The 12706-nt window shown below is 52.9% G+C and carries 12 protein-coding genes; 9 read left to right on the forward strand and 3 right to left on the reverse strand.

Going from position 1 to position 12706, the window contains the following annotated elements:
• Positions 1-111: 111 nt before the first annotated feature.
• Positions 112-858 (forward strand): hypothetical protein, encoded by a 747-nt coding sequence (locus tag CPA45_RS07385; protein WP_096650923.1) that lies wholly within the window; start codon positions 112-114, stop codon positions 856-858.
• A gap of 257 nt (positions 859-1115) precedes the next feature.
• Here the strand turns inward: CPA45_RS07385 and CPA45_RS07390 are convergent, their stop codons facing one another.
• A complete protein-coding gene (locus tag CPA45_RS07390; protein WP_096650924.1) occupies positions 1116-1604 on the reverse strand; it encodes an Lrp/AsnC family transcriptional regulator in 489 nt (162 codons plus the stop codon).
• A 135-nt stretch (positions 1605-1739) separates the two neighbouring features.
• On the opposite strand from CPA45_RS07390, the gene CPA45_RS07395 reads away from it, so the two are divergent.
• The 6 genes from CPA45_RS07395 to CPA45_RS07420 all read left to right on the forward strand — a co-directional run bounded on the left by CPA45_RS07395 (position 1740) and on the right by CPA45_RS07420 (position 9157).
• Positions 1740-2780 carry a zinc-dependent alcohol dehydrogenase family protein gene (locus CPA45_RS07395; RefSeq protein WP_096650925.1) on the forward strand — a complete coding sequence of 347 codons (1041 nt, stop codon included), beginning with the start codon at positions 1740-1742 and terminating at the stop codon, positions 2778-2780.
• 113 nt (positions 2781-2893) lie between these two features.
• Entirely contained in the window at positions 2894-3769 is an 876-nt protein-coding gene (locus tag CPA45_RS07400) for a pirin family protein (RefSeq protein ID WP_096650926.1), read from the forward strand.
• 201 nt (positions 3770-3970) lie between these two features.
• Positions 3971-5368, forward strand: coding sequence for a C4-dicarboxylate transporter DcuC (gene dcuC / locus CPA45_RS07405; protein WP_096650927.1), 1398 nt, complete (start codon positions 3971-3973; stop codon positions 5366-5368).
• A gap of 3 nt (positions 5369-5371) precedes the next feature.
• Positions 5372-6760, forward strand: coding sequence for a lyase family protein (locus CPA45_RS07410; RefSeq protein WP_096650928.1), 1389 nt, complete (start codon positions 5372-5374; stop codon positions 6758-6760).
• Positions 6757-7761 carry an alpha/beta hydrolase-fold protein gene (locus CPA45_RS07415; RefSeq protein ID WP_133066779.1) on the forward strand — a complete coding sequence of 335 codons (1005 nt, stop codon included), beginning with the start codon at positions 6757-6759 and terminating at the stop codon, positions 7759-7761. Before CPA45_RS07410 ends, CPA45_RS07415 begins: the two co-directional genes overlap by 4 nt.
• Positions 7762-7891: 130 nt before the next feature.
• Positions 7892-9157, forward strand: coding sequence for an OprD family porin (locus CPA45_RS07420; RefSeq protein WP_096650930.1), 1266 nt, complete (start codon positions 7892-7894; stop codon positions 9155-9157).
• Between the two features lie 21 nt (positions 9158-9178).
• Here the strand turns inward: CPA45_RS07420 and CPA45_RS07425 are convergent, their stop codons facing one another.
• The gene (locus CPA45_RS07425) at positions 9179-10129 is read right to left on the reverse strand and encodes a LysR family transcriptional regulator (protein ID WP_096650931.1); all 951 of its coding nucleotides are present in this window, start codon (positions 10127-10129) and stop codon (positions 9179-9181) included.
• Between the two features lie 62 nt (positions 10130-10191).
• A complete protein-coding gene (locus tag CPA45_RS07430; protein WP_096651018.1) occupies positions 10192-10776 on the reverse strand; it encodes a DNA-3-methyladenine glycosylase family protein in 585 nt (194 codons plus the stop codon).
• A gap of 179 nt (positions 10777-10955) precedes the next feature.
• Between CPA45_RS07430 and CPA45_RS07435 the strand changes: the two genes are divergently transcribed.
• Together CPA45_RS07435 and CPA45_RS07440 are read left to right on the forward strand one after the other, a co-directional pair.
• A complete protein-coding gene (locus CPA45_RS07435; protein ID WP_096650932.1) occupies positions 10956-12299 on the forward strand; it encodes a type II toxin-antitoxin system HipA family toxin in 1344 nt (447 codons plus the stop codon).
• Positions 12300-12315: 16 nt separating this feature from the next.
• Positions 12316-12645 (forward strand): helix-turn-helix domain-containing protein, encoded by a 330-nt coding sequence (locus CPA45_RS07440; protein WP_096650933.1) that lies wholly within the window; start codon positions 12316-12318, stop codon positions 12643-12645.
• Positions 12646-12706: the final 61 nt, after the last annotated feature.

Raw genomic sequence — 12706 nt, forward strand, 5'->3', positions numbered from 1 at the left:
CACGGACTAAATAATCAATTATTTATTACAATGTAATATAGATTTTAATTTGGCGATGAAGCATGGTTTTTATAGATTTTTTGCTTTCACTTTGCTCTATAGGTTTTACTGATGAAACGACCGTTTGAATGGGTTGATGTAATGAATCCCGAGCAATTTAATTGGATTGCGAATTACTTAACGCGCAAAACAATAGTTGATTTGCTGCCTTACAAGCTTGGAAAAAACCTTCAACAATTTGGCCCTCAGGCAACGATTAGCATATTGAGCAGCTTTCCAGAAACTACCGTTTATCGAGAGCTGAGCCACCGTATGCAAACTGCTTGGAATGTGCGTAAGCATCGCAAAAAGCATGGCAATCCCGTATCAATTCAGATGTCCAAAGAGACTCAAAGGCAGTTGAAGGCCTTGGCTAAAAAGAGCGGTCAATCTCAGGTAGAGACGCTTAGCCAAGTCATCAGCAATGCAGTACATGAGCAAGAGAAAGAAACGGAAAAATATAAAAAAGAAAAAGAATCATTTTCGTTTAAGCTGGAAGAGCAAAAGAAGAAGGCTCATCAGAACAGGTATGTTTTAAGTGAAGCTGTTAAGGCCTTACAAAAAGCCCTGTCTGAAGAAATAGATCACCGCTGCAGATATGAAGCGCTAGTAGGTAAATTGGACAACGCAGTGATAGAAAGCGACGCTATAGAGGCTTACTGCGTTTCAGTAACAAAGCGCGTTGCGGAAGTTGAGCTGGAGCTTGGCATACTGAAAATAATGCGTGCGAGAGTAGGACCTTCTCTAAATGAACGGATGCAAGAATTTATTCGTTTCCATGAGGGGAGGCATTTTGAGGATGGAAGTGGCCATAGTTAGTGATGTGATGCAGAACAAAAGGGCGGAAGCTGCAATCGATACTTTCAGTATGGCTTTCGTTTTGGGTCTTCCCCAACGCTAGTTGGGTAGTGTATTGGGTAGTAATTACATGTTTTATGTGTAAATTATATTTTAATACATTGATTGTTAATGTTTTTTTACTTTTATTCTATTTTAAGATTCAGAATATTGAGTGAAGCGGTTGAGTAACGTAGCCATAACAGAATGCAGTGCGGCTTGTTAACACCTTTCTCCAACTAACTCCCTGACAGCCCCAACAACTCTCCAACCGGCAAGTGGCTTGTCGCCTTCATTTCTCGCAGGGAGATATTGGAGCGGATGCTCGATACCCCTGGCAACTGGCGTAGCACCTTCTCTACAAAGCGGCTGTAATCATCGAGGTCACGGGCGATCACCTGCAAGAGAAAGTCCGCCTCGCCGGTGGTGTTATGGCAGCTTAGTACGCGGGAGCTGGCCTGAATAATGCGTTCAAACTCCGCAGTGGCCGCCTCGCTGTGCTGGGTGCAGGTGATCTGCACAAACGCCAGCACGTTGCCGCCTAGCTGCCGGCGGTTCAGCGTGGCTTGGTAGCCTTCGATCACGCCCAATTCCTCCAGGCGTTTATGGCGGCGCCAGCAGGTGGCTTCGCTCATTTCCAGCCGCTCGGACAGCTTGGCGTTGGATAGCCGACCATCGGCTTGAAGGCTATCGACTATTTGGGCGTCTACTTTATCCAGTTGGCTCATTTGAAACACTCTTTCATGTTGATGCGTTTGATGAAAAGAGTGCTTCAAAATCAGCCTGTATGTCCATTTATCAGAAAAGTAATTTCAGGCGCGGTTGGTTATATTAAATCAATTAAAAGTGCCTAGGAGTTACTCATGAAAGCCGTTGTTTTTGAGCAATTTTCCGCCCCACCAAAAATTCAGCAGTTGCCTGATCCGACGCCAGAATCCCATGGAGTGGTAGTGAAGGTGATGGCCAATGGGGTGTGCCGCAGCGACTGGCATGGCTGGGTGGGGCATGATACCGATATTCAACTTCCCCATGTGCCGGGGCATGAGCTATCCGGTGTGGTCGAAGCGGTGGGCAAAGACGTACAAAAATGGCGTATTGGCGACCGCGTCACGGTGCCGTTTGTGGGTGGCTGTGGCACTTGCCCTGAGTGCCACTCCGGTAACCATCAGGTGTGTGATAGCCAGTTCCAGCCCGGTTTCACCCACTGGGGCTCTTTTGCCGAGTATGTGGGGATTCACTACGCCGATGTGAACTTGGTGGCACTGCCCGAAACACTCGACTTTGCCACCGCGGCTAGTCTGGGCTGTCGGTTTGTCACTTCGTTTCGGGCGGTGGTCGATCAGGGCCAAACATCCGCGGGGCAGTGGGTGGCCATCCACGGCTGCGGTGGTGTGGGCCTCTCCGCCGTGATGATTGCCAATGCTATCGGCGCTAACGTTGTGGCTATCGATATTTCGGAAGAAGCGCTTAATCTGGCCCGTCAATTGGGCGCCGTTGCCACCGTGAATGCCGCCAAGGTCGCCAATGTGGTAGAAGCGGTTACGGAAATAACCCGGGGAGGCGCTCACGTATCTTTGGATGCGTTAGGGCACCCGACGACCTGCTTTAACTCCATCAGCAATCTGCGTAAACGTGGCAAGCATATTCAGGTTGGGCTGATGTTGGCCGAAAACAGCACACCGGCCATTCCCATGAATAAAGTCATTGCCCACGAGCTTGAAATACTGGGAAGTCACGGCATGCAGGCCCACCGTTATGACGCCATGCTGGCGATGATCCAGTCTGGCAAGCTGGCGCCTGAAAAGCTTATCGGCAAGCGGATCACTTTGGAGCAGTCGATTGATGCGCTGATGAATATGGATAAGTTTGAAGGAGCTGGTGTAACGGTGGTCACGAAGTTCTGAGGAAACCGCTGAGATGTTAGATAACAATTTCCTTCAATGAAACGAGGCAAATTATTCGCTCCTCATCCGCTGCTGTAGGTTTTACGCTGGTTGGTATTGTTAAGGAGTAAGTAATGCCATCAGATACTAACCAAACAGCGCGCCACGTGATCGCTCAACATCCGGCCAAGCGCGATGATATCGGCGATTTAACCACCCGGCGGCCGCTGCCGGGGCCAGGGCTGGATCAGCTCGATCCGTTTCTATTTCTTAACCATCACGGCCCGCAAAACTATCCAGCCAATAACCGTGGGCTGCCGTTTGGCCCGCATCCGCACCGGGGGTTTGAAACGGTCACCTTTATTTTGGAAGGCTCGCTGGCTCACGCCGATAGCGCCAGCCATCAAAGCGTGATCAATGCAGGCGGCGTGCAGTGGATGACGGCGGGCAGCGGCATCGTGCATGCGGAAATTTCGCCGCCGGAGTTTCTGCGCGAGGGCGGGCCGCTGGAAATCTTGCAGCTGTGGGTCAATTTGCCATCACGGCTAAAAATGAGCGAGCCGAGCTATGTGGGCTTGCAGCAAGAGGATATCCCCACCGCTACGCTTGCTAGCGGCGGTACGCTCAACCTGATTGCCGGGGAGTGGCAAGGGCAAGCAGGCCCTATTGAATCGCTGACCGGCGTATTTATGTCTACTCTCGCGCTACCTGCGGGCGCGCATGAGCAGTTCCCTGTTGCCCCTGGTCGGCAGGTGTTTCTCTACGTGGTGAGTGGTGACGTAACGGTGGGTGGCGAGCCTGTCAAAGCGCATCATTTGATCGAAGTGGATCTCGATGGCGACAGCCTCGACATCGACGCCAGCAGCGACGCGCGCCTGCTGTTTGGTCACGGCGAGGTGATCGATGAGCCGGTCTATTCCCACGGTCCCTTCGTGATGACTACCCGCGAAGAGATTGTCCAGGCGGTGGAGGATTATCAGAACGGCAAATTTGGTGGACTAGAGGCTTAATGACTTTATCAGGTGATAAAGCGATACAACTTTGGTCTATCAGATACACCTGCCAATGATTTTTAAAACCTTTATTTTATTGCTGATCAAAGACATAAAGGCAGATGCAGTAATGTGATGAGCACATAGCAAATTTGCAATAGCCAAGCGTAGTCACTTCTCCCTACCGTGATGCCACCAATAAAATCACGGGAAGTGAAAATGATTGCGTTCCTCCTTGCCATCACGGTAACCGCCTCTGCCGGCACCTTGATTATCAAGAAATACCAACCACAGACAGTGCTATTGCTGGCGGGGCTGGCGCTGTTTGCGCTTACGGCCGTTTTTTTCCCGGCTCAGTCAGTGCTGTTCAAAGATGTCGAATCTAGTGGATGGGCAGGCTTCGATATTTTCGAGTTTGTGCATCAGATCATGTCCTATCGCTTGGCAGGATTGGGATTGATCATCATGGCAGCCGGTGGGTTTGCCAAGTATATGGATCACATCGGCGCTACTCAGGCGATGGTTAATATCGGTACTCGGCCCTTACTGAGAATGCAGGCACCCTATGTGGTGCTTGCGTTAGGCTATGCAGTGGGTCAGGTACTTAACATTTTTATACCCAGTGCGGCTGGGTTAGCCATGCTGCTGCTGGTTACGCTCTACCCAACCTTGGTCAGATTGGGGGTTAGTAAAGCTGCGGCGGCGGCGATGATTGGTACAACGTCAGTACTTGATCTAGGACCCGCGTCGGGCACTGCCAATCTGGCGGCTTATACCGCGAATATGGACGTGGCGATCTATTTTGCTCAGTATCAGATCCCCGCTGCATTATTCATTGTCCCTGTGATCTGCATCCTTACTTACTTCAGTGCTAAGTACTTCGACCGTCGTAGCGGGCATACTCCCGAGCAAGATTCGACCTTTGGAACGGTGAGCGAAGCGCAAGGAAGTGATTCAAAAACGAACATTCCTGCCTTTTATGCCCTATTACCCATTCTGCCTCTCAGCATGATTTTGATCTTCAGCAAACTGCTGATTCATCAAATTGAGCTGGGCGTGGTGACGGCGATGATCATCGGCGCGGTATTGGGGCTGTTCTGCGAGATGATTCGTAAACGACACGAACTCCAGGCGGTATTTAAAGGCTTTATGACCTTCTTCCAAGGCATGGGGCAAATGTTTACCTCCATCATCTCATTGATTATTTGCGCGGAGTTTTTCGCGGCAGGGCTGACGACGATCGGTGCCATCGACTTCATGATTGGCTCTGCTCAGAGCGTTGGTTTCGGGCTGTTCGGTATGACCCTGATTACCTGTTTACTCGTAGCGGTAACAACCATTCTGACCGGTTCAGGCAATGCCGCGTTCTTCTCCTTTGCCGGTCTTGCTCCTGGTGTTACGGCATCGTCGATTGCCGGGCCTGTCGCGATTCTACTGCCGTTGCAATTTACTGCAGGGCTGGCGCGTGCCTTGTCACCCGTCTCAGGTGTGATTATTGCGGTCAGCGAAGCGGCTGGTTGCTCCCCTATCGATATCGTCAAGCGAACGGCCATTCCATTGATTGGTGGTCTTATCATGCTGTTCGCCTATACCGCACTGTTTATTGGACTTGAGTAATTCATGATGCCGACAAAGGAAACATTCACAGTGTGTGAAACACTGCCTGATTCTGCTGAGTCACTGTTCTCACGCGAAGCAACCTGGCAGTCGTGGCTTGAAGTGGAGAGTGCCCTGGCGCTCACTCAAGCTGGGCTGGGGATGATCCCTCAACAAGCTGCCGATGAGATCGCCCGCCGTGCCACGTTGGAACAGATGGACGTAAATGCATTGGCGGCGGATATCGAACGCACCATGTCGCCGGTGATGTCTCTGGTTAGGGCGCTGGCAGAGCGGTGTGATGGTGATGCTGGCGGCTATGTGCATCTTGGCGCAACCACCCAAAACATCATTCTGACCGGCAAAGTGATGCAATTAAAGCGAGCCCATCGTTGGCTTAAGGGACGGCTGGCCAACCAGTTAGCGCTACTGGCTAGGTTGGCTGAAAAAGGGGCTGATTGGCCCTGTGTGGCGAGAACCAATCGCCGCCATGCGCTTCCCATCACGTTTGGTTACAAGGTCGCAGGCTGGATTGAGGAGCTGGAGCGTAACGTCCAGCGGCTTGAATGGGTTGAAGAGCGTGCCTTTATGCTGACTTTCGGTGGGGCTAGCGGTGCAATGCATAGCTATGGCGCCCAGGGGCAGCCGCTGGCACAAGCATTGGCCGATCGCCTTACATTGGGTGTTTCTCGGGTGCATTCACGCGCGGCGGTTGATGGATTGGTCGAGTATATCGGGGTGTTGGCACTCTTCGCCGCAGGATGCGAACGATTGGGGCAAGAGGTCTATTCCTTAATGGCCAACGAGTTTGAAGAGATCTCTGAAGACCAGGATGACGGTGTCGTGGGCAGCAGCACTATGCCACATAAGTTCAATCCCAAATATGCCGTCAAACTGCTTGCCCAAGCGGGGGAGCTAAGAAGTTTGGTAGCGCCAGCGCTGGAAGCCGCGCTTCCTTCCCATGAAGGGGATGCCGCCTGCAACTTCCGCCTCTATAAGCTTCTGGATACGGCGGGCGTCCTGGCTTATCAGTTGGCGGTCAGCCAGCAAACCTTGCTTGAACGACTGGTGCCCAACCCGGCCCGTATGCAGGAAATATTAATGGCCAATGCTGCGCCGTTGATGTCGGAGCTGGTGATGCTGGAGCTGGCCAAGACCATCGGACGTCAACGGGCGCACGATCTCGTCCATGAGGCGGTCACCTCTAGTCGAGAAGCCGGTGCCTCCTTCGCCATTACCCTGTTCAAGCATGAAATTGTGCGAACCCATTATGGTGAGCTGCAGGCATTAGAGGCTGCACTCAACCCGCTTCACTACACCGGCCAAAGCCGTCAGGTCGCCCTTGAAATGGCGGCGTCGGCGCAGGCCAGTGCCAAGCGCTTGAGGAGCGCATTCAACGAGGAAGTCGCATGACAACGATAACAATAGCTACAAGCCCAGCGAGAGTGAAAAGCACGGTGGGAGTAAAGAAACCGGTGAGGGCAAAAAAATGGCCAACACGGCTGCTGTTGACCAGCAGCATAATGTTGGCAACGAGCGCTATGGCAGGAGAGGTGCTTTCCACGGGAAGTGGCGTGTCCACCTTTACGCTTCCGGATACCCAGCGTCAAATCGATGTTTACCACTATGCGCCCGAGGGTGCTGATGCTCAAACCCCTATCGTGTTTGTGCTGACCGGGCTACGTCGCAATGCCGATGAGTACCGTGATGCCTGGATTGAGGCGGCGGATCAGTACAATTTCAATATCGTAGTGCCGCGGTTTTCCCCTGAAGACTACCCCGGTGTGGCGGGCTATAACCTCGGCAATCTGACGACGGCGGAAGGAGAAGTAAACCCGACCGAGGAGTGGTCATATAGCGTCATTGATACCCTGTACAGCGACCTTCAGGAGAGTGGGCAGACCGAGCGAGATAGTTACTATCTGTTTGGCCATAGTGCGGGTTGTCAGTTTGTTCATCGGATGATGACGTTTATGCCTGACAGCCAAGCGCAGGCAACGATTTGCTCGGCCGCGGGCTGGTGGACGCTGCCTGATACTGACAATGAGTGGCCTTATGGGCTTGCTAATGCGCCGACGGAGGTTAGCCATGATGAGCAACAGGCGCTATTTGAAAAAAATCTGCTGGTGACTGTCGGTGATAAGGATACGGACCCCTGGCACCAATATCTGCGCCGAAACTATCAAGCCATGGCGCAGGGGAATCATCGAGTTGAGCGTGCCTGGGTTTATTACAAAACCGCCGAGCAGAAAGCTAATCGCTTCGGGCTGGACTTTAATTGGGCTTTCCAAACGGTGCCGGACACAGGGCATGACAACGCTAAAGTGGCCTCGTTCGCTGCAGCGCAGTTTGATGCATTTGAGCGCACGGGAGCCTTTGATGTCACGACACCTGATACGGCTCCTGATAGCTGACGCTCTCTAACCATGGGTTAGCTGAAACCCTCTAAATAAGCCAGGTCAGCAGGGCACGCTTCCAGCCGTCCTGCTGGCTTGCCGAACATTGCTAACACTCCCACAAAACAAATGATAACGAGGAGTCTTTATGACGATACCACTCAGGTTGTCGGCCATCGGTCTGCCCGCTTTTCTGCTTTCTAGCTTGGTACACGCTAGCTTTATCGAAGAGATGTCATCTTCGCTGGAGTTCAAAAACTACTATATCCACCGTGATTATCCGCAAAGTAGTGGACAAACTGAACGGGCGGAGTGGGCCCAAGGCTTTTTGCTGAGGCTGGACTCAGGTTTTACCGAGGGGCCTATTGGGTTTGGTGTGGATACGCTGGGTATGTACGGGCTCAAGCTGGATTCCAGCCCATCCCGTTCCAATACAGGCTTGCTGCCCCGTGAAGATGAGGCTGCGCCAGGGGCGCCAAATTATGCCCGGCGTGCTGAGGACGATTACGCCAAGTTTGGGATTTCCGCCAAGATGAGAGTCGCCGAAAGTGAGTTACGTTATGGCGATTTAGAACCGGCGCTGCCCACGCTGAGGCCCAATACCAGCCGTCTTTTCCCTCAGACGTTTCGTGGTTTTCAGATTACTTCTAATGATATTGACGATCTGGAGTTGACCGCGGGCTTGCTCTCGCGCACTAGACAGCGTGATGCAACCCATTATGAGGATCTCAGTATCAACCGTAAGGGCGGCGCCTACACAGCGGCAGACAGCCAGCGGTTTCGGTTCGTGGGCGGCAATTACCGGGTTACCAACCGTACGCGGTTGGGTTATCAATTCGCTCAATTGGAGGATATCTACCAGCAGCACTATCTGGGCGTGAGTCACTCGCTGGACCTTGGCGAGGGCCGCCTGGGGATGGACCTTCGTTACTTCTCGTCTGACGAGGCGGGAGCGGCCAGCGCCGGAGAGGTGGACAACCGGGCAGCCAGCAGCCGACTACGCTATCGCCTGAATGGCCATACCTGGAGCGGTGGCTATCAAGAGCAGTTTGGCAGTACGCCTTTCGCCTATGTTAATGGAACAACGGTTTATCTATTCTCCCAAATGCAGTTCAGTAACTTCACTGAGACCGGGCAGCGCGTATGGCATGCCCGTTACGATTACGATTTTACTGATATCGGGGTGCCTGGGCTTACCTTTACCGCCCGCTATGCAACAGGGGATAACGCCACGGTGGCAGGATTCGATGGCGAAGGGCGTGAGTGGGAGCGGGACCTTGATGTGGAGTACATACTGCAGAGCGGCCCCCTTAAGGGAATGTCCTTACGCTGGCGTAACGCCGTCCGTCGTGCCAACTTTTCCAGCGATATTGATGAGAACCGGTTGATGGTCGGTTACGTTCTGCCGTTGTAATCTGCTTGCTAGGGGGAATGGTTAAACAGAGTGCTCTGGCGGGGGCAGAACGCTGATGTTGTCAGCGAATTCACGCTCCCCTTCACACTTCTCCGCTAGGTCTTGGCGCAGCGCTTCAATGAAGCGCTGCGCGATTGGGCGTTGCCCGGCGGGGGGCAAAATACAGGCATAGGTGAGCCCACTCGCTGGAGATAGCGGGCGCATAACCGTCTTGCCATTCAAACTGGAACCGCAGCACGCCCTATCCAGTAAGCCCAGGCCAAAGCCCGCTTCCACAAAGCTTGGCACCAGTTGTGTTGAACCGACCTCCAGCGCGATACGGGGCCTCTGGCCAATGGTCTCGAACAGGCGGTCCAGACGTTGTCGCCAGATTTGTTTCGGCCTGAGAGTAACGAAGGGCATTTCCGCCAATGCCTCTATGGGGATGTTTTCCTGCTTGGCCAACGGGTGGTCGAAGGGCAAGAGAACCTGGGTGCGTGCCTTGAGGATGGGAGTGACCGATAAATCAACAATCGCATTTTCAACCGGTAACGAGAGTAGACCGAGGTTGTAGCGACGGGAGCCGACGAGACGTTCGACATCGAATCGGCTACCAATATCGATCTTGCAGTTAAGTTCTTGGCAAGATGCCCGCAACCGCGCAATGACAGATGGCAAAAGGGTGGCGCCCAGAGGAGCTGAGGTAATAATGCGGAGCGCCTCCACACTACGTTGCCGGATGTCACTGGCAATAGAGGGAATTTCCTCAATGCCATTGAGAATATGCTCTGCTTCTCGGTAGAAGCGTTCCCCCTCCTGCGTTAATGACAGCTTCTGATGATTGCGTATAAAGAGAGTGAGCTTTAGTTCTCCCTCCAGTGTGGATATCAGACGGCTGGCAGCTGGCTGGCTCAGGTTGACTGATTGAGCGGCGGCAGAAAGGGAACCATGTAATACCGTTAGCCTAAACAGGCGTAATGCTTTTAAATTCATAACACCATTATTCTTATTGAAGTAAGCATATTGAGGCAGCGATTATAGCGGTTTTCTTTCTTTCATAACGGCTCTCCACGATAGTAGTGCCAAAGAAACAGCGAACCCACGCTACGCCAGGGCGCCCAGTGTTCTACCAACTGACGTGCCTGCTTAGGCGTGGGTTTGTCGTCCATGCCTTTTAAGCGGCCAAGCGCCACCCGCAGGGCGAGGTCATCGGCGGGAAAGATATCCGGGCGTTGCAGCGAGAACATCAGGTAGATCTCGGCGCTCCAGCGGCCAAAGCCACGTAGCTCAGTAATGGCGGCAATGGCTTCGTCATCGCTTAGCTGCTCAAGCCCATCGGCGCTGAAGGTGCCTGCGAGCTCCGCTTCTGCCAGCCCCTTGGCGTACTCAATCTTGCGCCAGGAGAGCCCCGCATCGCGCAGCGCTTGGCCTTCTACCTCCATCACTGCCTTAGCATGTAATTCAGGCAGTAGTGTATTTACACGGCCCAGAATGGCGCGGGCTGCTTCGGTGGAGATCTGCTGACTAACGATGGTGGAGAGGAGTGTCGCAAAACCTTTATCGCGCTCGCGGGGTGGTGGCGCGCCTACAAGGGGCAGAGCGCGGGCGATATCTGGGTCGGCCTTAGCGAGTGCCGCCATGGCCTGTTTGATGGTGTTAATCGGCTGGTCGTCAGGTGTCACTGCGGGCCCCCGTTATTAAATGAGAATATAATTGCTCAAAAACTAGTTGTTAGTTATTTTTTGAGTATTAAAATGCACATTACGATGCCTTTGACTACACTATTGAGCATTAAACTGCTCAATTGAGGTGGCCCGCGTTGCTAACCGTTCAAGCCTTCCATCATGGTCAGTGGCACGATGCCGCTGAGTTGGTGATTGAACATCCAGAGCTAGGCCGTAAGGGGCCTGCTCGATTAGGCTATATCACCGATTATGCCCTTGAATGGCTGGATCGAGATGATGAGCATGCTTGCAGCCTGCGTTTGCCGATTGAGTTAATGAATACCCATCAATCGCCACATTGGTTCGCTTTTTTAGACGATATCATGCCTTCTGGAGCAAGCCGCCGTCACTGGATCATGCAGTTGGGTATCTCGGCGCTTACCGAGGCTGAACAAGATTACCCTCTATTAGCTAAAGGTACGATTGCACCAGTCGGTAATTTGCGCATTAAAGAGGCGCTTCCCGAGCGCCCTGCAGGCAGTACGCTAGAACAGCAGCGCTTTTCTTTACGTGACGTCGTTGATCGAGATAGTGATTTTCTTGCCTATGCGCAGCAGATGGGAGCCGCGGGCGGTGGTGCAACGGGGGCCGGCGGAGAAGCACCTAAGCTATTGCTACGTTGTACGCCAGACGATCAGGTCTGGATCGATACCTATCAAGATGATGTGACGAATACCGACCAACACTATCTGGTGAAATTTCCTCGCGGCCAGCGCACCGAGCTTGATAACAACATCCTCCGCGCGGAGTACTATTTCTATCATGAGCTGGCGTCAATAGGCGTAGCGACCATTGCCACGCAAGGAATGCGGTTAATCGAAGGTGAGCGCTATCCATCGCTGTGGTTGCCCCGCTTTGATGTTGATTACCCCGCAGGGAAGCAAACGCTGTATGGGTTGGAGTCGGTTTATTCCGCGATGGAGCGTCAGCCGGGAAGCTTCTTAAACCATTTTGCCGTGATTGAGTCACTGGTTGGCCTGTTGAGCCAGCCATACCGCTCTCGCGAGTCGGGAGGTCATTTTGATACGGCGCGTTTCGTGAGCGAGTGGGTGAAACGTGATCTACTTAATGTTGCTTTTGCCAACAGCGATAACCATGGTCGCAATACGGCACTGTTGAAAACGCCTCAGGGAATCTGGTTGGCGCCAGTCTACGACTTTGCGCCCATGAAGGCTGACCCAGAAGGCATTATTCGCACCACCACTTGGGGCGCGCCATTTGAAGAGGGCCCTGAATTCAATTGGGTAGCCATTGCGAAGAACTTGAATGCCTATGTGCCCCCCGAGCAATTGATGGCAGAGCTAAAAGCGCTGGGGAGTCAGCTAATCGGGCTAAAAGAACGACTTGCTGTGCGGGGAGTGCCGGAAGCGTTGCTAGCATCGAATGCGGTGGGGCTGAATTATCTGGACGCTAAGCTGAGCCGCTGGGGGCTAGTATGAAACGCAAAGAACTTTTATGAAACGCAAAGAACTCTCTAGCATTGAGCGTGAGGCATTACTTATGGCGCTATTGTCCCAGCTGCTGCGGGAAGAGATCAGCTCAGGGCAGGTGCTGCGTAAACTACGCCGCGAAGTATTGGGAATGTCGCAAACACAATATGCCGAGCTGGTGGGCATTAGTCGTCGCTCACTGTCTGATCTTGAAGCCGATAAAGCAAGTCCTACATTGGCACTGCTTAACCAAGTATTCCGCCCTTTAGGGCTGCAAACAGGATTGGTGCCGCGTAACCGCGAACTGCGTAAGCGCTTACTGTCCATCGAGCAGTGTCCGTCTGAGTCTTTTTAAGGGTAGCTCATCACCAAAGAGCCGTACCGGCTAGCTCGTAAACCTCCTTTGCACGCTAACT

Origin of the sequence: Vreelandella nigrificans, assembly GCF_002374315.1 — a bacterium.
GTDB classification, from domain to species: Bacteria; Pseudomonadota; Gammaproteobacteria; order Pseudomonadales; family Halomonadaceae; genus Vreelandella; species Vreelandella nigrificans.